This is a genomic window from Thiomicrospira sp. (genome assembly GCF_036568485.1).
Classification (GTDB): Bacteria; Pseudomonadota; Gammaproteobacteria; order Thiomicrospirales; family Thiomicrospiraceae; genus Thiomicrospira.
In genome coordinates this window covers 1-19813 of the sequence record NZ_DATCSL010000026.1, presented here as the reverse complement: position 1 = coordinate 19813, position 19813 = coordinate 1, and the positions used below count along the sequence as shown (strand labels likewise).

Annotated in this window: 23 protein-coding genes; 5 read left to right on the top strand and 18 right to left on the bottom strand. The window is 45.1% G+C overall.

All coding sequences use genetic code 11. The features are described from left to right. The first annotated feature begins 94 nt into the window (after nt 1-94). The 3 genes from VIM91_RS02805 to VIM91_RS02795 all read left to right on the top strand — a co-directional run bounded on the left by VIM91_RS02805 (nt 95) and on the right by VIM91_RS02795 (nt 1847). A complete protein-coding gene (locus VIM91_RS02805; RefSeq protein WP_331863304.1) occupies nt 95-634 on the top strand; it encodes a cytochrome b in 540 nt (179 codons plus the stop codon). Between the two features lie 25 nt (nt 635-659). Next, complete coding sequence (locus VIM91_RS02800) at nt 660-1241, top strand: YceI family protein (protein ID WP_331863303.1); 582 nt, start codon at nt 660-662, stop codon at nt 1239-1241. 117 nt (nt 1242-1358) lie between these two features. Then, entirely contained in the window at nt 1359-1847 is a 489-nt protein-coding gene (locus VIM91_RS02795; protein ID WP_331863302.1) for a hypothetical protein, read from the top strand. On the opposite strand, the gene ubiA is transcribed toward VIM91_RS02795, so the two are convergent. The 17 genes from ubiA to mnmG form a co-directional block, all read right to left on the bottom strand. Further along, entirely contained in the window at nt 1839-2705 is an 867-nt protein-coding gene (gene ubiA, locus VIM91_RS02790; protein WP_331863301.1) for a 4-hydroxybenzoate octaprenyltransferase, read from the bottom strand. The two genes, VIM91_RS02795 and ubiA, sit on opposite strands and share 9 nt — an antisense overlap. Next, on the bottom strand, nt 2689-2940 hold the full coding sequence (locus VIM91_RS02785; protein ID WP_331863300.1) for a hypothetical protein: 252 nt from the start codon (nt 2938-2940) through the stop codon (nt 2689-2691). Before VIM91_RS02785 ends, ubiA begins: the two co-directional genes overlap by 17 nt. A gap of 2 nt (nt 2941-2942) precedes the next feature. After that, nucleotides 2943-4307: a bifunctional UDP-N-acetylglucosamine diphosphorylase/glucosamine-1-phosphate N-acetyltransferase GlmU gene (gene glmU, locus VIM91_RS02780; protein WP_331863299.1), complete on the bottom strand. Its 1365-nt coding sequence runs from the start codon at nt 4305-4307 to the stop codon at nt 2943-2945. A gap of 135 nt (nt 4308-4442) precedes the next feature. Further along, nucleotides 4443-4877 carry a F0F1 ATP synthase subunit epsilon gene (locus VIM91_RS02775; protein ID WP_331863298.1) on the bottom strand — a complete coding sequence of 145 codons (435 nt, stop codon included), beginning with the start codon at nt 4875-4877 and terminating at the stop codon, nt 4443-4445. Between the two features lie 6 nt (nt 4878-4883). After that, complete coding sequence (atpD, locus tag VIM91_RS02770; RefSeq protein WP_331863305.1) at nt 4884-6266, bottom strand: F0F1 ATP synthase subunit beta; 1383 nt, start codon at nt 6264-6266, stop codon at nt 4884-4886. A 27-nt stretch (nt 6267-6293) separates the two neighbouring features. Then, the gene (atpG, locus tag VIM91_RS02765; RefSeq protein WP_331863297.1) at nt 6294-7157 is read right to left on the bottom strand and encodes a F0F1 ATP synthase subunit gamma; all 864 of its coding nucleotides are present in this window, start codon (nt 7155-7157) and stop codon (nt 6294-6296) included. Nucleotides 7158-7169: 12 nt separating this feature from the next. Beyond that, nucleotides 7170-8711 carry a F0F1 ATP synthase subunit alpha gene (gene atpA / locus VIM91_RS02760; RefSeq protein WP_331863296.1) on the bottom strand — a complete coding sequence of 514 codons (1542 nt, stop codon included), beginning with the start codon at nt 8709-8711 and terminating at the stop codon, nt 7170-7172. Nucleotides 8712-8726: 15 nt separating this feature from the next. After that, nucleotides 8727-9263: a F0F1 ATP synthase subunit delta gene (locus VIM91_RS02755; protein WP_331863295.1), complete on the bottom strand. Its 537-nt coding sequence runs from the start codon at nt 9261-9263 to the stop codon at nt 8727-8729. A gap of 10 nt (nt 9264-9273) precedes the next feature. Beyond that, nucleotides 9274-9744 (bottom strand): F0F1 ATP synthase subunit B, encoded by a 471-nt coding sequence (locus VIM91_RS02750; protein WP_029933375.1) that lies wholly within the window; start codon nt 9742-9744, stop codon nt 9274-9276. A gap of 52 nt (nt 9745-9796) precedes the next feature. Then, nucleotides 9797-10087 (bottom strand): F0F1 ATP synthase subunit C, encoded by a 291-nt coding sequence (gene atpE, locus VIM91_RS02745; protein ID WP_029933376.1) that lies wholly within the window; start codon nt 10085-10087, stop codon nt 9797-9799. A 120-nt stretch (nt 10088-10207) separates the two neighbouring features. Then, a complete protein-coding gene (gene atpB / locus VIM91_RS02740) occupies nt 10208-11023 on the bottom strand; it encodes a F0F1 ATP synthase subunit A (RefSeq protein WP_331863294.1) in 816 nt (271 codons plus the stop codon). Nucleotides 11024-11034: 11 nt separating this feature from the next. Continuing rightward, a complete protein-coding gene (locus tag VIM91_RS02735) occupies nt 11035-11397 on the bottom strand; it encodes an ATP synthase subunit I (protein ID WP_331863293.1) in 363 nt (120 codons plus the stop codon). Continuing rightward, nucleotides 11387-11695: an AtpZ/AtpI family protein gene (locus VIM91_RS02730; protein ID WP_331863292.1), complete on the bottom strand. Its 309-nt coding sequence runs from the start codon at nt 11693-11695 to the stop codon at nt 11387-11389. Before VIM91_RS02730 ends, VIM91_RS02735 begins: the two co-directional genes overlap by 11 nt. Nucleotides 11696-11895: 200 nt before the next feature. Beyond that, the gene (locus VIM91_RS02725) at nt 11896-12765 is read right to left on the bottom strand and encodes a ParB/RepB/Spo0J family partition protein (protein WP_331863291.1); all 870 of its coding nucleotides are present in this window, start codon (nt 12763-12765) and stop codon (nt 11896-11898) included. A gap of 12 nt (nt 12766-12777) precedes the next feature. Beyond that, on the bottom strand, nt 12778-13545 hold the full coding sequence (locus VIM91_RS02720) for an AAA family ATPase (protein ID WP_331863290.1): 768 nt from the start codon (nt 13543-13545) through the stop codon (nt 12778-12780). Then, a complete protein-coding gene (gene rsmG / locus VIM91_RS02715) occupies nt 13538-14182 on the bottom strand; it encodes a 16S rRNA (guanine(527)-N(7))-methyltransferase RsmG (RefSeq protein ID WP_331863289.1) in 645 nt (214 codons plus the stop codon). The genes VIM91_RS02720 and rsmG overlap by 8 nt, the downstream gene beginning before the upstream one ends. After that, nucleotides 14179-16086: a tRNA uridine-5-carboxymethylaminomethyl(34) synthesis enzyme MnmG gene (mnmG, locus tag VIM91_RS02710; RefSeq protein ID WP_331863288.1), complete on the bottom strand. Its 1908-nt coding sequence runs from the start codon at nt 16084-16086 to the stop codon at nt 14179-14181. Before mnmG ends, rsmG begins: the two co-directional genes overlap by 4 nt. Before the next feature lie 114 nt (nt 16087-16200). On the opposite strand from mnmG, the gene VIM91_RS02705 reads away from it, so the two are divergent. After that, the gene (locus tag VIM91_RS02705) at nt 16201-16773 is read left to right on the top strand and encodes a hypothetical protein (RefSeq protein ID WP_331863287.1); all 573 of its coding nucleotides are present in this window, start codon (nt 16201-16203) and stop codon (nt 16771-16773) included. A gap of 73 nt (nt 16774-16846) precedes the next feature. Then, the gene (locus tag VIM91_RS02700) at nt 16847-17281 is read left to right on the top strand and encodes a DUF3010 family protein (RefSeq protein ID WP_331863286.1); all 435 of its coding nucleotides are present in this window, start codon (nt 16847-16849) and stop codon (nt 17279-17281) included. Between the two features lie 20 nt (nt 17282-17301). Here VIM91_RS02700 and hrpB read toward each other — a convergent pair. Further along, nucleotides 17302-19813, bottom strand: a 2512-nt coding sequence (hrpB, locus tag VIM91_RS02695; protein ID WP_331863285.1) for an ATP-dependent helicase HrpB, incomplete at its 5' end; no start/stop codon positions are given.

Genomic DNA, 19813 nt, shown 5'->3' with positions numbered 1-19813 from the left:
TTTCTGTATGGAAAAAGTATTTTCATATTCGTGGGATTATCATTCATATGAGAAATAGTTAGGATAGTCACGTAGCAATAAGGAAGCAGGTTTTATGTTAGTTAATCAAACAAATCAATATGGTCTGGTTCAGATCGCTCTGCACTGGCTGATTGCGCTGACCATATTTGGTCTGTTTGGTCTCGGTCTTTGGATGGTAGATTTAACCTACTACAGTTCATGGTATCGAACGGCACCTGATCTGCACCGCAGTATTGGTGTGATCGTCGTGAGTCTGATGGTATTACGTTTGTTATGGCGTTTAGCCAACCCAAAAGTCGCTTCGGTAGCGACTCACAAAAATTGGGAACGTAAGCTGGCTCATCTGACCCACGGTTTGATGTATGTGTTAATGCTATTGCTGGCCATATCGGGCTACATGATTACCACCGCTAAGGGTCAACCCTTAAACGTGTTTGACTGGTTCTCGATTCCGGCCATCTCGTTTGGCATTGAGTACCAAGAGGAGATTGCGGGTGACTTGCACGAAATCTTTGCTTGGAGCTTAATTGCGCTCGCCGCATTACACATAATCGGGGCATTAAAACACCACTTTGTTGACCGAGATGAAACCTTGAAGCGCATGCTTCCCTAATTATTTTTTTACCAAGGAGCGTAATATGAAAGCGTTAAAATATGTATTGGCCGGCTTATCGTTGGCCTTAGTTCTTCCTTTAGCCCAGGCTAAGCCCGTTACTTATGATATTGATATTCCTGGCATGCACGCCTCGATCAACTTCAAAGTAAACCACTTAGGTTACAGTTGGTTAGTGGGTCGTTTTGACAAGTTTGAAGGCCATTTTGTACATGATGCAAAAAACCCAAAAAATGAAAAAGTCGAAGTCACCATTGATACGCGTAGCATCAACTCTAACCATGCTGAGCGTGATAAGCATTTACGTAGCGATGACTTTTTAAATGTCGATGCACACCCAGAAGCAAAATTTGTTAGCACGAGTGTGACTAACCAGAAAGACGGCACTAAGTTAATTAAAGGCGACTTTACTTTAAACGGTGTCACTAAAGAGATTGAAATTGTAGCCAACAAAATTGGTGAAGGTGATGATCCTTGGGGTGGTTACCGTGCCGGTTTCGAAGGCACCACTGAAATCGCTATGAAAGATTTCGGCTTTAAAATGGATTTAGGTCCTGCATCAGCAAAAGCCTATCTTGAACTTCATGTAGAAGGTGTACGTCGTTAATTTGTTTTGAATGAGCAGGTTATTAAAGCCGGGTTTATCCCGGCTTTTTTGTGTGCGCTCGCTGAGTCTGTTTTATGGGCTATAATGACGGGTTATCATTTATTGAAAAAGAGCCTCATGAGTCAAGCGATTAAACAACTCCAACTAAGTTATCACAATACCGAAGACCGCATTCTACTCACGATTGCCACTCCAACCAATCAAGTGATGAAAGCTTGGATTACACGGCGTTACGTCAAAATTTTATTACCGGCCTTACAAGGTTTAAACCCAGAAACCCTTAAACCAATGGTCGAAATAGCTGACCATACTTCGGTTAACGATCCCGCTTATAAATTGGACGACCAGTTTAACGAACCTGAAAATGCACGATATCCTCTGGGTGAGGAACCTATCATTTTGAACAGTTTAAGATTTGTAAAGCAGGATAAACCCATGCCACGTTTGGCACTCGAGCCTAAAAGTGGATCGGGCATTTTATTAAATCTCTACCCGCCTTTTGTGCGTGCTTTGCAAAGCCAGTTAGCTAACGCCATTTTTAAAGCCGACTGGCAATTAGATTTAGATCCGATGGTGGGGTTTGCGAGTTCTCATCGCTTACAATAGAGATAGGTTGCTGTAGTTCAATATTAGACCTAACAAGATCACCAGCCCCACCCAGTGGTTATGTTTAAAGGCTTTAAAACAGAGCGCTCGATCACGATCTTTAATTAGCCATTGGTGATACACAAACAAGACCGCTACCAAAACTAGACTGACATAATAAATCGTATTTAGTTCAAACAGTGTTCCCATCACCAACAACATGCCTAGCATGAGTACTTGCAGTAGGCCAATAATCAGACGATCATAATCCCCGAATAAAATCGCGGTCGACTTAATACCGACTTTTAAATCATCCGGCTTATCGGTCATCGCATACATAGTGTCGTAAATTAATGTCCATAAGAGTGTAATCGCAAACACCCACCAGGCCTGGTAAGGTACCGAATTTTGCACGGCAGCGAATCCCATGGGCACCGCCCAAGCGAACGCCAGCCCCAAAAACACTTGCGGCCAATGCGTAAAACGCTTGGTATAAGGGTAAAGTGCGGTTAAAAATAGAGCGACTATAGACAACAAAATCGTTAATGGATTAAGCAACAAAACCAAACCAAGCCCAATCAAACCCAACGCGGCAAACAATAACAAAGCGTCAGGTGGTTTGATTTGGCCGGTCGCTAAAGGACGATCACACGTTCGAGCCACGTCGCCATCCCAATGACGATCAGCATAATCATTAATTACACAGCCAGCTGACCGAACGACTATTGCACCTAAGATAAAGACCAAAACCACCAGGCCTGGTGGTGAGCCTTCGGCCGCCAGCCATAAAGCCCAAAGTGCTGGCCAGAGAACTAAATAAATCCCCACCGGCTTGTTAAGTCGCATTAAATTAATATAGGGGTTAATCTTCGAAAACATGGGTCCAGCCCTGCTGTTTAATCCATGCCACACCTTTGGGACTGGCGCTAATTTCGTAACTGACTTCGTTATAACGCTCACTGTGATTCAGTGTAATTTTAGCATCGTCTTTTTGCCAGACGCTTTCAATCGTCCAGCCCATTAAGTGACTTTGACCGCCATCAAAACTTATCCGTTCCCAGCCTTCTTCGGCGAGCTTAGCATTTATCGCTTGATAGTCTAGTTCGCTCATCATAATTATTTTTTTACTGGCTTTTGCCAACCTTTTAACGTGAGTTGTTTGGCTCGGCTGAGCGTGAGTTCATTAGCAGGGGCCGTTTTGGTAATGGTTGAACCAGCGCCGATGGTCGCCCCATCTTCAATGGTGACGGGTGCAATTAACTGACTATCAGACCCCACAAACACATTGTTGCCAATAATGGTTTTGTATTTGTTTACGCCATCGTAATTACAGGTAATGCTACCAGCGCCAATATTGACACCCGATCCCATTTCAGTATCCCCAACATAACTTAGATGGTTCACTTTCGAGCCAACACCGACCTGTGCGTTTTTAAGTTCAACAAAGTTACCAATATTGACCTTATCAGCCAAGTTTGTGCCTGGGCGAATACGTGCATAAGGTCCGATATTACAATTTTCACCTAACTTAGCTGAATCTAGATGACTGAAAGGTTTAATAATGCTGCCGGCTGCAATCTCAACATCTTTTAAAATGCAATAAGCGCCTACTTTAACACCATCACCCAGCTTAACTTGACCTTCAATAATGACGCCTACATCCAGTTCTACATCCATCCCAACTTCAATCTCACCACGAATATCTAGGCGATTGGCATCGAGTAACGTCACGCCTTGTTCCATCAAGTTTTGAGCTTGTTGGCGTTGGAATTGACGTTCTAAGTCTTGTAACTGAGCTTTGTTATTGACGCCCAAGACTTCCATTTCATCTACTGGTGAAGCGGTACGGACTTGAAAGCCATCATCCACCGCCATTGCAATAATATCGGTTAGATAATATTCGCCTTGTGCATTATTATTTTCTAACCGCGACAACCAGGCCTGCAATTGTTTGCCTTGCACCGCCATAATGCCAGTATTAACTTCGCTAACCTTTAACTGCTCTGGGTTGGCATCTTTTTGTTCAACAATGGCGGTTACACAATGATGTTTATCTCGCAGAATGCGGCCATAACCAGTCGGGTTGTCTAAATTAATCGTCAGTAATGCAAGTGGATGTTTGGCATCAATTTGCGATAACAAGTCTTGTAATGTCTCTGGCCGAGTTAAAGGCACATCACCATATAAGATCAACACACGATCATCATCGTCAATACAAGGCAAGGCCTGCTGAACCGCATGCCCCGTTCCTAGTTGCTCGGTTTGCTCAACCCAACTTATCGCAGACGAATCAAAAACCTGTTTAACTTGGTCTGAACCATGCCCAACTACTAATGTGATTTTTGCTGGGTTTAACTGGCTGGCACGATCTAGCACATGACCCAATAAAGGCTTTGCCGCTAAAGGCTGTAAGACTTTGGGTAGCTTGGAACGCATGCGCGTACCTTTACCTGCGGCCAAAATTACAAGATTTAAATTCATTCGAGTATCTCCTAAAAATCCTCAACATTCTAACCCCTTGTAAAACCAATATAAAAGGTGAGTAAAATGTTCAGGGCTTTTAAGTTAATTATAAAAAAAGCGCCCGAAGGCGCTTTCTTTTTTCGGGGGACTAAATTAAGCCATCCCAGTTTTTTCCAAACGATCACGTAACTTGCTGATCGTTTGAATTTGGGCCACCGCTTCGGCCAAGTCGATTTGCGCACGCGCAATATCGACATCGGTTTTCGCGTTGTCCATTGCTTCTTCAGCACGTTGTTTTGCTTCCAGTGCTTGAGCTTCATCTAAGTCCTTAGAACGCACACAGGTGTCGGCCAAAATGGTCACCACATGCGGCTGAACTTCGATTGTGCCACTGTTGACGAAAAAAGTATCTTCTTCGTCACCACTTTTCACACGTACTTCGCCAGGTCTAAGCTGACTTAAAAACTGGGTATGGAAAGGCAAAATACCTACCTCTCCATTGGCAGCCTGTGCGAAAAGCATATCGGCTTTTCCAGAGAAAATCTCACCTTCCGCACTTACGATATCTACTTGCATAGAGACTGCCATAACTCATTACCCCTTATATTTCTGAGCTTTCTCGATAACTTCATCGATCGCGCCACAGTACATGAATGCTTGCTCAGGCACGTCATCCATTTCACCGCTAAGAATCATTTTGAAACCACGGATAGTTTCAGCTAATGGTACATAACGGCCATCTTCACCTGTAAACACTTTCGCAACGAAGTAAGGCTGAGAGAAGAAACGCTGCATCTTACGAGCACGTGCTACTAAAGCACGATCTTCTTCTGAAAGCTCATCCATACCTAGGATAGCGATAATATCTTTTAACTCTTTGTAACGCTGTAATGTCTGCTGTACACCGTTTGCAACTTGATAGTGTTCAACACCAACAACTAAAGGATCTAGCTGACGTGAAGTTGAATCAAGCGGATCGATTGCAGGATAAATACCTGTTTCAGCGATCGAGCGGTTCAATACAACAGTTGCGTCCAAGTGAGCAAAGGTTGTAGCTGGTGATGGGTCAGTCAAGTCATCCGCAGGAACGTAAACGGCCTGGATAGACGTGATAGAACCAGTCTTAGTAGAGGTAATACGCTCTTGAACTTCACCCATTTCCTGAGCCAATGTTGGCTGATAACCTACCGCAGAAGGCATACGACCTAATAGAGCCGATACCTCTGTACCCGCTAGGGTATAACGATAAATGTTATCTACGAAGAACAATACGTCACGTCCTTCGTCACGGAAGAATTCTGCCATCGTTAGGCCAGTTAGGGCCACACGTAGACGGTTTCCGGGCGGCTCATTCATCTGACCATAAACAAGGGCAACCTTGTCCAATACGCCTGATTCAGCCATTTCGTGATAGAAATCGTTACCTTCACGAGTACGCTCACCTACACCAGCAAATACTGAGAAGCCTGAGTGCTCAATCGCGATGTTACGAATTAATTCCATCATGTTAACGGTTTTACCAACACCGGCACCACCGAACAGACCAACTTTACCACCTTTCGCGAAGGGGCAAATTAAGTCGATAACTTTTACGCCTGTTTCAAGAAGTTCTTGAGACGCAGCCAATTCTTCAAACTTTGGCGCTTTACGGTGAATAACCGCGCGCTCGTCAGTTTCAACTGGACCGGCATTGTCAATTGTATTCCCTAATACGTCGAAGATACGTCCAAGGGTGGCTTTACCAACTGGTACAGAGATCGCTGCTCCAGTATTAGTTACTTGCATACCACGCTTTAAACCATCTGATGAACCCATTGCGATGGCACGAACAACACCATCACCAACTTGCTGCTGTACTTCTAGAGTAAGCGCAACGTCATCTACGATCAACGCATCATGAACTTTAGGTAACTCAGCACCACTAAACTCGACGTCGATAACCGGGCCGATAATTTGTACTATTTTTCCACTCATGATATTAAACCTTTTTTTGCAAATACGAACCTAAACCGCAGAAGCACCTGCGACAATTTCCGATAGCTCTTGGGTAATCGCTGCTTGACGTGCTTTGTTATAAGACAATTTAAGTTCTTTAATCATCTTACCTGCGTTATCAGAAGCACTCTTCATGGCGACCATACGCGCAGATTGTTCACAAGCTACGTTTTCAACAACGGCACCAAACACGGTGCTCTCTACAAAACGAACCATTAAGGTATCCAATGCTTCTTTAGCATCCGGCTCGTAGAGATAATCCCAATATTTCGCTTCCTTATCCGCTTCCGATGACTGCAAAGGAATAAGTTGCTCAATCGTAGGCACTTGAGTCATGGCCGATTCAAATTGATTAGAGGCGATGTAGACTGCATCTACTTGACCTTGATCAAAATGATCCAACATAACTTTGATGGTGCCGACTAAATCGCCAACATGCGGTTTATCACCGATATCGGTTTTTGACGCGACTACATTTCCGCCATAATGCTTAAAGAAAGTTTGTGCTTTCTTACCAATTACAGCCAGCTCAACCTCAACATTTTCATTCTGCCAAGCTTGTAGCTTTTTCAAAGTTCTACGGAAAAGGTTGGTATTTAAACCACCACATAAACCACGATCAGATGAGACTACGATTAAACCAATACGTTTAACTGGGCGTTCAATTGTATAAGGATGCTTATATTCATGATGCGCACCAGAAACATGATCAATCACACGTTTCACCTTCTCAACATAGGGGCGGGTTGCCGTCATGCGAGCTTGCGCTTTACGCATTTTCGACGCCGCCACCATTTCCATGGCCTTGGTGATCTTTTGGGTATTTTTAACGGACGCTATTTGCGTGCGTATTTCTTTACTACCGCCTGCCATGGCCAAATCCCCTTAGTAAACGCCGGTTGATTTGAAAGACTCAATCGCTGCTTTTACGCCAGAAATAATCTCATCATTCCAATCACCTTTTTGATTTAGTTTTGCAACTAAATCAGAGTGAGAAGAATTGATGTAGGCGTGTAGCGCGGCTTCAAAATCACCGATTTTATCGACTTCAACGTCGTCTAAGTAGCCTTCGTTAGCCGCGTATAGAGACGTCGCCATTTCAGCAATAGACAAAGGAGAATATTGCTTTTGCTTCATCAACTCGGTTACACGCTTACCACGCTCTAACTGAGCTTTGGTTGCTGCGTCTAGGTCAGAAGCAAATTGAGCGAAAGCCGCCAATTCACGGTACTGAGCCAAGTCAAGACGAATACCGCCACCTAACTTTTTAATCGCTTTAGTCTGAGCGGCACCACCAACACGTGATACTGACAAACCAGCGTTAATCGCAGGACGGATACCTTGAGCAAACAAACCAGTTTCTAAGAAGATCTGACCATCAGTAATCGAGATTACGTTAGTCGGAACGAATGCAGAAACGTCACCAGCTTGGGTTTCAATAATTGGTAAGGCTGTTAATGAACCTGTTTTACCTTTTACTTCACCATTAGTGAACTTCTCTACATAGTCTTCGCTTACGCGAGCAGCACGCTCAAGTAGACGAGAGTGTAAATAGAATACGTCACCTGGGAAAGCTTCACGCCCTGGTGGACGACGTAACAATAATGAAATTTGACGGTAAGCTTGTGCTTGTTTAGTCAAATCATCATAAATGATTAACGCGTCTTCACCACGGTCACGGAAGTATTCGCCCATTGAACAACCTGCATAGGCTGCCAAGAACTGTAAAGCCGCAGGATCAGAAGCGTTCGCCGCTACAACAATCGTGTTGTCCATTGCGCCGTATTCTTCTAATTTACGTACGATGTTGTTTACGGTAGAAGCCTTTTGGCCCATAGCGACATAAACACATTTTACGCCAGTGTTTTTCTGACTGATTACGGCATCAATTGCAATCGCAGTTTTACCAACCTGACGGTCACCGATAATCAACTCACGCTGGCCACGACCAACTGGGATCATCGAGTCAATCGACTTAATACCAGTCATCATTGGCTCATCAACCGACTTACGATCGATAACGCCAGGCGCGATACGCTCAATTGGTGATGTTACTTTTGTGTTGATTGGACCTTTACCATCGATTGGACGACCTAAAGCGTCAACCACGCGGCCTAACATTTCTGGACCAACAGGTACTTCTAAAATACGGCCAGTACAAGTTACTTTGTCACCTTCCGAGATATGCTCATATTCACCTAGAACAACCACACCAACAGAATCGCGCTCAAGGTTAAGCGCCATACCAAAGGTTTGTTCATCGAACTGAACCATCTCACCATACATCACATCTGACACGCCGTGAATTAGCGCAATACCGTCAGCGATACTAACGACTGTGCCTTCACTGCCAGACTCTGCAGTCACTTTAAAACCGGCGATACGGTCTTTGATTAAGTCACTGATTTCAGAGGGATTCAATTGCATGTGTCTTCCTCTCAATTAATAGGCTATTGCTGCGCCAAGTTTTTGTAATTGAGTGACCGCTGTATTATCTACAACCCAGTCACCTACTTTAATACGGATACCAGAAATTAAAGAATCATCAACGACATAGTCGATATCTACTTCGGCATCAAACTTAGTGTTTAAAGCAGCACTTAATTTACGTTGTTGCTCAGCCGTAGGCTTTCTTGCTGAAGTTACGGTTGCTTTTACGCGTTTTTCTGCGGTTGCTTTTAATTGATCAAACAATTTAGCGACATCAGGTAATGCATTCAAGCGTCCATTATCGGCAAGGGCGGCTAATAGGTTTTTAGCTGAATCTGATAATTTTGAACCCATAACCGACTCAAAAATGCTGACTTTTTCAGCATTAGTGTGACGTGGGTTACCAATAAACTTAGACATTTGCGCATCCTGTGCGATTAACGCTAAGTTGTTTAACATATCAGACCATTCAGCTAATTGCTTATTTTCAGTAGCAAAACTAAAAGCAGCTTCTGCATAGGGTCGAGCGGTTGTGATTAATTCTGCCATAGCATTTTCCTTAGATTTGTTTTACTAAGGTTTCAAGCATCTCATTATGAGCCTTAGCATCCACTTCTTTACTCAGGATCTTTTCAGCGCCTGAGACAACCAAAGTGGCAACTTCTTTACGAAGGTGCTCTCTTGCACGGCTAATTTCTTGCTCAATATCTGCTTGGGCGGCCGCTTTAATGCGTTCAGCCTCTTCCGCTGCTTTTACTTTCGCATCTTCTACGATTTCAGTGCCGCGTTTTTCAGCTTGGCTCAACACATTTTGAGCTTGAAGTTTGGCATCTTTCAAAACGTCTTTTGCACGTTTCTCAGCCATTTCAAGTTCATGCTTGCCTTTTTCTGCTGCAGAAAGACCATCAGCAATACGCTTTTGACGGTCTTCCATTAGCTTAGACATTGGCCCCCACAGCACCTTATTCACGAACCAGATTAATAGCACAAATGCGATCATCTGGATGATTAGGGTTGCATTAATACTCACAGTGGTTACCTCGTCATTCGTTGGTTAAAATTACAATCATGGGCTTTTATAATTAAGCGCCCAATGCTGCTTGCAATGCACCTACGAATGGGTTAGCGAACAAGAACCACATTGCGAATGCCAAAATAATGAATGGGAATGATTCCATAAGACCAGCGAAGATGAACATGTTTGTCATTAATGCTGGACGCATTTCTGGTTGACGAGCAATCCCTTCCAAAGTTTTAGAACAGATAAGACCCCAACCAATTGCAGAACCAAGACCTGCAGCTGCCAAAATTACACCTACACCAATCGCAGTTGCAGCGTAAATATCAGCAATCATAGTAGCAGTTACTTCCATTGACTTTCTCCTAAGTTTTTAAAGTTAAAGTTAAAAAAGCTTTTTACCCAGTGGTAGGTGCGCTTAAACCCTTTTAGCACTTTAGCCTTGGCTAAAGTGCCAGTTCTTGCTTGTTACTTATTAATGGCCTTCGTCATGCGCCATGGCTAAGTAAACAATCGTGAGCACCATAAAGATAAAGGCTTGCAGGGTGATGATCAAAATATGGAAGATCGCCCAACCAAGATCCAATATGGCTTGTAAAGGTGCCCAGAATAGAGCAGCGGCACCCACTGCTAAGGTTCCACCAATCAATGCGATTAGTAGGAATACGAGTTCACCGGCAAACATGTTACCGAATAGACGCAAGGCTAAAGAAATAGGCTTAGCAATCTCTTCAATAATCGTCATTACAATGTTCACAGGGACTAAAAATTTACCGAAAGGGTGGAATAGGAACATTTTAATGTAGCCGCCTAACCCTTTTACTTTGATGCTGTAGTACACAACTAATGCAAACACAACCAACGCCATAGCTAAAGTGGTGTTCAAATCGGTTGTTGGTACGACTTTCAAGTAAGCGTGAGAATCACCCACCACTAACTGGAATAAATAAGGAAGTAAATCAACTGGAATCAAATCCATAAAGTTCATTAACCATACCCATAGGAATACAGTCAGAGCCAAAGGCGCAATGATTGGATTATGACCAGGGAAAGCATCTCTAACGTTGGTAGATACGAAATCTAGAATCGATTCGATAAAGTTTTGAAAACCACCTGGAACACCGGTTTCCAATTGACGGCCAACGACCATTGCCACGCCAATAATTAACATACCTAGTAACGCACTCACAATAATAGTGTCCAGATGGAATGTCCAGAAACCACTACCGACCGAGTTGTTCGTCAAGTGATGTTGAATATATTCAACAGTACCCATTTTTTCCGCACTCAAGAGCCTTCTCCTTAGTCAGTCAAACGACGCTTACCCTGAAGATTAAACATTTGACCAAGAGTCATTAACACAAAGGTAACAACCATTGGCATCGGGTCTAATTTCAAGAGCGCCAGCCCAATAACAAATAACACAGCCAACAGCACAAAGCGTATAACTGCACTCATATATAAAACCAGTATGCCGCCCTTTGGATCTTGGGCGGCTTTTTGGTTGGCTCTTTGAAACGTGAAAGCCAGCATGGCCACGTTAGCCAATCCAATTATTAAGCCATACAAAGACGATAGTGGATGTCCGTAATAAGCAAATACACTTAATGCGATCACGCCGATCAAGCCTTGCATCAACAAAGGTCGCAGAAGATTAGTTTGCATCTGCGTCCTTGCTTTGTTCTTTAATTTGTCCTTTTTGTGTTTTGTCCATGTACTGTAATAAGCGGTGGACTTTTTGACTGCCACCAATCACACCCAATACACCACAAGCCATCATAAATATGGGTGTTGTGCCCAACAGGTAATCTATGCCATAACCCACAATAAAGCCTGCGATCACCATTGAGGTGAACATCTGTCCAGAACCTATGTGTAAAAAATTCACACCCGTTTTGGGTTTACTTTTATTGGCATCTTGCTGCATTATTAAACCTAACTCTATGGGTGGCATGCTTGCCATGCGACAAAGCCTGCACATATTATCCTGTTACACGCCGAATTGCTAGCGCCCTTTGCGGTTAGATTTATCCGTTTTGCAGGACTAACTTCTATATATAGTTGTCAAATCAACCAAACCACCATATTTTGTGATCCGCCTATTCAAAAATTTTATACAAAGTGTTTAAAAATTTTTGTTAGCCAATTTGCCTTCAATTCAATTTAATGTTCAATTCGTTGCAAAATCTGGTCAAGTTCGTCTAGGTTTGAATAACGTATTTCGAGCTTACCGCTACCTTTCGCGCCGTGATTAATCATCACCTTGGCACCCAACTTATCAGCTAAACGGTTTTGTAAGGCTTGTATATTTGGATCAACCGGCGCTGGTTTTTTTGCTGAAGCCGAATCAGATGCTTGCTGAGCTTGCACCGCTTGCTCCATTTGACGTACCGACCAGGCCTGGTCGATCGCTTTTTTCGCCAGTTTAACTTGGTCTCTTTCATTTAAGGTCAATAACGCGCGCACGTGACCCATAGACAAACTATCTGCATGCAACCATTCTTGAATCAACTCTGGTAGTTTTAACAAACGTAATAAATTGGTTACAGCGGTTCTTGACCGACCCACGGCCTCAGCGACTTCTTGTTGAGTTAACTCAAACTCTTGCATTAAACGCTGTAACGAACGTGCTTCTTCAAGCGGATTTAAATCTTCACGCTGAATATTCTCAATTAACGCCATCGCAAGCGTTTGCTTGTTATCCACTTCACGCACAATCGCCGGCAAGGTTTGCAACCCAGCCATTTTGGCGGCTCGCCAACGACGCTCACCGGCAATCAATTCATAACTTTGGTTATCCAACCACTTCACAATAATAGGCTGAACCAAACCTTGCGCTTTAATTGAATCGGCCAGCTCTTGCAAAGCCTGCTCGTCAAAATGTTGACGCGGCTGATATTGACCTGAAATAACCTGATCAATCGGCAGCTTTTCGACTCGCCATTCATTCACATGCGCGTCAGATTTTTGCTTGCTACTAATCAGCACATTTACACCGCGTTTACCTAATCCTGGATGTCTTTTCTTTGCCACTGAGCTTTCCTCTTAAATGCGCGTCTTACGGATCAATTCGTTAGCCAAGGCCAAATAGGCCACAGCGCCGGCTGATGACGGATCATAGTCCAAAATCGATTCACCATGACTAGGCGCTTCGGCCAAACGTATGTTACGCGGAATAATGGTTTGCAATACTTTCATGCCAAAATGCGCCACCAACTCATTAGATACATCGTTGGCTAAGTTGTTCCGACGATCGTGCATGGTACGTAATAAACCATCAATATGCAGATCGGGGTTAAGTTCTTTTTGCACGGTTTGCAAGGTATCCATCAAAGCCGACAAGCCTTCAAGTGCAAAGTATTCACATTGCACTGGCACCAGCACCCCATCCGACGCCACTAACGCATTGAGTGTCAACATGTTTAAGGTTGGCGGGCAATCAATAATCACGAAATCATAATCTTGGCGAATACTCTGAAGCCCTTGGCGCAAGCTTTTCGCGCCATCATCGTCTTCCAACAGTTGCACTTCAGCCGCGGTTAAATCACCATTAGCCGGAATAAGGTCGATACCCGCTTGCTCGGCTCTTAACACCACCTCTTGCGCTGGAGCTTCATCCATCAACACTTCATAAGCTGACTGGGCGACTTGATCTTTATCGATCCCTAAGCCCACCGTGGTATTACCTTGTGGATCGAGGTCAATTAACAATACGCTTTTACCTAAACGGGCTAAACAGGCGGCTAGGTTAACACTGCTGGTGGTTTTACCCACGCCCCCTTTTTGATTGGCGATGGCCATCACTCTACCCATTCAGTTGATCTCCTCGTTGTTGCATTTCGACTAAACGACGCTCAGCCACCAGGCCTGGTATGCTGAGCTCATGGATGTTTTTAACCTCAACCCATGCTGGCAGGGACTTCATTTCTGCCGGCAAACTTTGTGACTTCATCGCCCACCAAGTGCCATTCGGCGCCAACAAAGTGCGTGTTAAATTCACGAAATTATCCAGCGCCGTAAAAGCACGCGATATCACCGCTTGATACTGGTCTTGATGATCTTCCACACGGGTATGTAAAACCTGTACATTGCTTAAACCAAGCTGGGCTTTAACCTGCACCAAAAACCGGGTTTTCTTTTGGTTACTATCCAACAAGCTCACGGACATGTGTGGAAACATAATCGCCAATGGAATGCCCGGCAAACCACCCCCCGTACCGACATCAATTAACGTCTCAGGCGCGGCCGATTCGATATAAGGCACCACGGCTAAGCTATCCAAAATATGCTTAACCAACATCTCTTGCGGATCACGAATCGCACTCAGGTTATAGACCTTATTCCACTTTTGCAACAGCTCTAAATAGGCCAATAACTGTGAGCAGGCCTGTTGGTTTAAGCTCACACCCATTTGACTGGCGCCGGCTGTTAACTCTGCTTCTAAACTCATGCTTGTCCAGTGTCTAACTTGGCTTTGGCAGAACGATGTTTTTTCATAAAAATCGCCAGCAATGAGATCGCCGCCGGTGTTATGCCAGAAATCCGTGCCGCCATACCCAAAGTCGCCGGCTTATGCGCGCGCAGTTTTTGTTTTACTTCGTTAGATAAACCAGAGATACCATCTAAATCCAAATCATCAGGGATCGGCGTGGTTTCTTCGCGTTTGGATTTTTCAATTTCAATCAACTGGCGATCAATATAACCCGCGTATTTAGCTTCGATTTCAATTTGCTCAATCACGGCGGGATCCGTCACTGAGTCACCAAACACATCCAGTTCTGCCAACGCACGATAGGTCACATTCGGACGACGCAATAAATCAAATAGGGTTTGTTCTTTGCTGAGAGGCAACTGCATCAAAGCTTCGGCCTGTTTGGCTTCTTTATGTGCCGGATAAATCCACACATCTTTTAGGCGTTGCACTTCTTGCTCTAAGCTTTCAAGCTTAGTTTCATAAGCCGCCCAACGTGTATCGTCGATCAAACCCATTGAACGCCCGATTTCCGTCAAACGCTGATCGGCATTATCTTCACGCAATAACAGACGATATTCGGCGCGCGAAGTAAACATACGATAAGGCTCTTGCGTACCTAAGGTAATTAAGTCATCCACCAACACACCAATATAAGCTTCATCGCGACGAGGATACCAAAGATCTTGTTCTTGCGCGCGGCGCGCGGCATTCAAGCCAGCCAGCAAACCTTGCGCGGCCGCTTCTTCATAGCCGGTTGTGCCGTTGATTTGACCGGCAAAAAACAAGCCTTTAATCGCTTGAGTTTGTAGGGTCGGCTGCAAACCACGCGGATCAAAATAATCATATTCAATCGCATAGCCTGGGCGCATAATACGCGCGTTTTCAAGGCCTTTCATCGACTGTACAATTTTGACCTGGGTTGCAAACGGCAAGCTGGTGGAAATGCCATTTGGGTAAAGCTCGTTAGTAGTTAAACCTTCGGGTTCAATAAATACCTGGTGCGAATTTTTATCCGCAAAACGCATCACTTTATCTTCAATCGACGGGCAATAACGTGGCCCAACACCTTCAATTACGCCAGTAAACATAGGCGATTGATCCAGCGAGCCACGAATCGCTTCATGGGTTTGTTCGTTCGTGTGCGTGATATAACAAGGCAATTGCTTGGGATGCATATCGCGCGATCCCATATAAGAAAACACCGGCGCCGGATCGTCACCTGGCTGCACCTGCATTTTAGAAAAATCAACCGTGCGTGCATCAATGCGCGGAGGTGTCCCGGTTTTTAAACGTCCAACCGGTAACGCCAACTCACGCAGTTTAGCGGCCAAACGATTAGCGGGCTCATCACCGGCGCGGCCGCCTTCATAGTTTTCTAAACCAATATGAATACGCCCTGCTAAAAACGTACCGGCCGTTAACACCACTTGGCGCGCGTAAAAATTGAGGTGCATTTTGGTGGCGACGCCAATTACCTGATCACCCTCAATCAGCAAATCCTCAACCGGCTGTTGGAAAATCGTCAAATTGGGCTGATTTTCCAAACGCATACGAATCGCTTGCTTGTACAAAACGCGATCGGCCTGAGCGCGTGTCGCGCGAACTGCCGGGCCTTTGGACGCATTTAGGATACGGAACTGAATACCGGCCTCATCAGTGGCGAGCGCCATCGCACCGCCTAAAGCATCGACTTCTTTAACCAAATGGCCTTTACCGATACCACCGATCGCCGGATTACAAGACATCGCCCCCAAGGTATCGATATTATGCGTCAGCAACAGGGTGTTGACGCCCATGCGCGCCGAAGCCAGCGCGGCTTCTGTGCCCGCATGACCGCCACCAACAACAATCACATCAAAATGGGTTAAGGCTGTATCCATATCACTCAAAATTCAATATTGACAAGAAAACGGAATTTTACCACAAAGCGAAACCCGCCCAAGTGTAAGATAATAGATCGATGGATGAGTGACGATGGCAAGGAGGGTTTAAGCATGTTTAAAATATTCAGTTTGCTATTGGCGGGCGCCATCTTAAGTGGTTGCAGCCAATTTGAAACCGCAAAAGACTCGGACATTCAGCCTGGTCAATTTTTTGTCCTTAAACAACCGATTGAAATTTTGCCCGACCATACCCGACGTTTTATTCAGAATGGCCAATTAACCACACGTGCCCAATTTGAACGCCGTGCCCAACATTGTCGGATTGAAGTTCGCACCTTAAAAGAAAGCGCACAAACCATTCAACCAGATCGGTTCGAAATTACGCGTGTAAGATTTGACTCAGAGCCTATTGCGCGCAACACCTCATCCATGATGTTAGCATCCAATGTCCGATTTGGCATCGGCATAAATATTGGTATCCCCATGTCGTTTAATGATGACGGCCCACCCGAAATGATGGAGTTAATTGAGTTTCAGCTCGCCTCGGATCGCCAACCGGATGTGATGCGTTTAGTCTGTGCCGGTGCGTTAAGTGACGGCCATCCAGCCGACCTGCCAGACAGCAAACGACCCAATGGTGAACAAATCAAAAACATATTGGGCGAGATTGGTTATTTTGAATAAGCACCAGGCCTGGTGGTTATTCAGTCTAGCCAGCATAAACCTTAACTTTTACCTGTAAAACCAAGGAACCAACATGATTGTTTGTGGTGTAGAACTCAGCAGCAACGAAGCCATAATTTGCTTATTAAAATTTGAAGACGGCATTTTTCATATGCCCGACTGTCGGACCACGCGCATTCAATGTGCCGACCCGGACAAATCGGAAGACCTAAAACACTTCCAAAAAACCTTTGCCAAACTGGTCGAAGACTACAAGGTAGACCAAGTGGTGATTCGCGCTCGACTTAAAAAAGGCAAGTTTGCCGGTGGCGCAAATGGGTTTAAATTGGAAGGCGTATTACAAGTCACTCCCCATTTAAACGTGAGCTTAATGACATCGAGTGAACAAAAACAGAATTTAAAACACTATGGTTTACCCATTTCGTTTAGCGAAACCGGCCTTAAAAAGTTTCAAGAACCCGCATTTATGGCGGCTTTTGCTTATATTGCGGGACAATATGAATGGTAAAAAACTAGCAATCCCACACCCTAACGGCGCGCTTTAATCGAGCGCCCCGGCGTTTCTTCAAGCGGTTTGTCAGGCCAACGGTGTTTGGGGTAGCGGCCTTTCATCTCTTTAATCACTTCAAAATACGAGTTGCGCCAAAAGTGGGCTAAATCGGCGGTGGTTTGAATTGGTCGACGCGCCGGCGATAAGAGTTCGAACGTGAGCGGTTTTTGTCCCCAAGCCAACAAAGGTGAACTCAGCTCACCAAACACCTCTTGCAGTTGAATCGACACTTTGGGGTCGTGACTGGCACTATAGATTATCGACACCGATTTTTGCGAAGGTGCGTTATAAAACGCCGGTGCTTCGCGCTCTAACACTTGCTGTTGCTCGTAGTCCAATAACGACTGCAACACAGCGAGCATATTTAATTTCTGCAAAGCCTTAATCGACTGAATGCCTGATAAATAGGGCGCGAGCCAGTGTTCGATATTGGCTGACAACCAGGCCTGGTCGTAGCTTGGCCAGTCGGCGTTATAGCTGGCTAGCCAACGTAAGCGACTTAACCAATGCTGGGTTTTGTCTGCCCAAGGCAATAAATCCAACTGCTCCGCTAACACCACCAATAACGCGGCTTCAAATTCATCCGCGCCAATGGCTTCGCTGGGTTTTTCACTTAACACTAACTTGTCTAAAACGCGCTGTTCGCTTGCCACCAGTTCACGTTTTTTCGCATCAAACTTTAAACCAACCTGGGTCCTAATCTGGCCTGCAAAGGTTTGTTCTAAGCCGTTTAAATCCAAGGGGGCGGCTAAATAAATTCGGCCTTCTTGGCGCTGGCCATCCAAGTTGGCAATCGCCAACCAGGCCTGGTGGCGTAAAGGATCATCTTGTTTTAAGATTGCGCCTTTGCCATTGCTTAGCAAATAACGCGGCTCGTCACTTTGGCGGCGCTTGGCGATGCGATCCGGAAAGGCTAATGCGACTAACCTGCCGCTATTTGTTTGCATTTGTGCCAAACTGAGCATGATTGGTTTTGAAAAACTTAATTGTCTGCGCCAGTTATCGGCATTTTTTATGGCCTGCTCGATCGCCGGAATATGAATAACATATTCGCGTTTGGCTTGTTGTCGATCCTGACGATAAGCCTGCAACACCATTAACCGTTTCACCAAATCAGCATCCTGAGCGCTGGGTAAAATATCCGCTTCTGCTAATAACGCCGCGATATCCAATGCCAAGCTTTGTTGTTCTGGTGCTTGGTTTTGCACATTTAATAACATGCGCGCCAAACGCGCATTCAACCCTAAACCCTGCGCGGCTTGGCCTAGATCGGTCAAACCGCCATTTGGACTTAAAAGTTCTAATTGCACTAACAAGTTTTTCGCCGCCGCATAATGCGCCACTGGCGGAGGCGTCAGCCAGCGCAATTCGCCGGGTGAATTCACCCCCCATAATGCCAGCTCCAAACACAAATCCGATAAATCCGTTTGGCTGATTTCTTCCGCTTCAAAGGCGCTCATTTGTTGTTGCTGAGATTCTGACCAAAGCCGATAACACGCCCCTGCCATCAAACGTCCGGCGCGTCCTTTGCGTTGCTCGGCGGCGGCTTGCGAAATCCGCTGGGTGACTAAACGTGTCATGCCGCTTGAAACATCATAAATCGCTTGTCGCGCCCAACCGGAATCGACGACAGCTCCAATACCGTCAATGGTTAAACTGGTTTCAGCAATATTGGTGGCCAATACAATTTTGCGGCGACCTTGTGGGTCAGGCACAAGGGCGATTTCTTGTTGATCGGCGGATAACTGACCATACAAAGGACACACCACCAGGTCTGGTGTTTGACTGTTTTCAATAAAGGATTCTTGCAACAAGGTTTGCGCGCGTTTGATTTCGCCCTGTCCCGGCAAAAACACCAACACATCTTTACTATTGGTTTTAAGCGCTTGGTTAATCAGCTGTTTTAGTGATGGCAACCAATCATTAGGATTCGTTGAATTAAGCGGCTGAGGTAAATAATGAGTTTCGACCGGAAAACTGAGACCCTCAGATTTTAAAACCGATGCCTGATTTAAAAACGCACTCACTTGTTCGGTGTCAATGGTCGCAGACATCACCAGCAGTTTTAAATCATCACGCAAAGCCGACTGCACTTCTAAACATAACGTCAGTGCTAAATCCGCGTGAATTGAACGTTCGTGAAACTCATCAAAAATCACCAAGCCCACATCGGATAGCTCCGGATCTTGCTGTAAACGCCGGGTTAAAATGCCTTCGGTGACAATTTCTAGCCGGGTTTGCGGCGAGATTTTGCGTTCGTTACGAATTTGATAACCAATGGTTTGGCCGACTTTTTCACCCAGTTGGTGAGCTAAATAATTCGCAATCGAACGCACCGCCAAACGTCTGGGTTCGAGCATGACAATTTTCTTGCTCGTTAACCAGTCCGCTTTTAATAAAGCCAAAGGCACCGCAGTCGACTTACCCGCCCCCGGCTCCGCTTGAAGCACCAGGCCTGGTGCTTGCGCTAAGGTCGAAACAATCTGAGGT

Coding starts and splice junctions, on each gene's coding strand:
- VIM91_RS02805 (WP_331863304.1), top strand. CDS start 95: ATGTTAGTTAATCAAACAAATCAATATGGTCTGGTTCAGATCGCTCTG.
- VIM91_RS02800 (WP_331863303.1), top strand. CDS start 660: ATGAAAGCGTTAAAATATGTATTGGCCGGCTTATCGTTGGCCTTAGTT.
- VIM91_RS02795 (WP_331863302.1), top strand. CDS start 1,359: ATGAGTCAAGCGATTAAACAACTCCAACTAAGTTATCACAATACCGAA.
- ubiA (WP_331863301.1), bottom strand. CDS start 2,705: ATGTTTTCGAAGATTAACCCCTATATTAATTTAATGCGACTTAACAAG.
- VIM91_RS02785 (WP_331863300.1), bottom strand. CDS start 2,940: ATGATGAGCGAACTAGACTATCAAGCGATAAATGCTAAGCTCGCCGAA.
- glmU (WP_331863299.1), bottom strand. CDS start 4,307: ATGAATTTAAATCTTGTAATTTTGGCCGCAGGTAAAGGTACGCGCATG.
- VIM91_RS02775 (WP_331863298.1), bottom strand. CDS start 4,877: ATGGCAGTCTCTATGCAAGTAGATATCGTAAGTGCGGAAGGTGAGATT.
- atpG (WP_331863297.1), bottom strand. CDS start 7,157: ATGGCAGGCGGTAGTAAAGAAATACGCACGCAAATAGCGTCCGTTAAA.
- atpA (WP_331863296.1), bottom strand. CDS start 8,711: ATGCAATTGAATCCCTCTGAAATCAGTGACTTAATCAAAGACCGTATC.
- VIM91_RS02755 (WP_331863295.1), bottom strand. CDS start 9,263: ATGGCAGAATTAATCACAACCGCTCGACCCTATGCAGAAGCTGCTTTT.
- atpE (WP_029933376.1), bottom strand. CDS start 10,087: ATGGAAGTAACTGCTACTATGATTGCTGATATTTACGCTGCAACTGCG.
- VIM91_RS02735 (WP_331863293.1), bottom strand. CDS start 11,397: ATGCAAACTAATCTTCTGCGACCTTTGTTGATGCAAGGCTTGATCGGC.
- VIM91_RS02730 (WP_331863292.1), bottom strand. CDS start 11,695: ATGGCAAGCATGCCACCCATAGAGTTAGGTTTAATAATGCAGCAAGAT.
- VIM91_RS02720 (WP_331863290.1), bottom strand. CDS start 13,545: ATGGGTAGAGTGATGGCCATCGCCAATCAAAAAGGGGGCGTGGGTAAA.
- rsmG (WP_331863289.1), bottom strand. CDS start 14,182: ATGAGTTTAGAAGCAGAGTTAACAGCCGGCGCCAGTCAAATGGGTGTG.
- mnmG (WP_331863288.1), bottom strand. CDS start 16,086: ATGGATACAGCCTTAACCCATTTTGATGTGATTGTTGTTGGTGGCGGT.
- VIM91_RS02705 (WP_331863287.1), top strand. CDS start 16,201: ATGTTTAAAATATTCAGTTTGCTATTGGCGGGCGCCATCTTAAGTGGT.
- VIM91_RS02700 (WP_331863286.1), top strand. CDS start 16,847: ATGATTGTTTGTGGTGTAGAACTCAGCAGCAACGAAGCCATAATTTGC.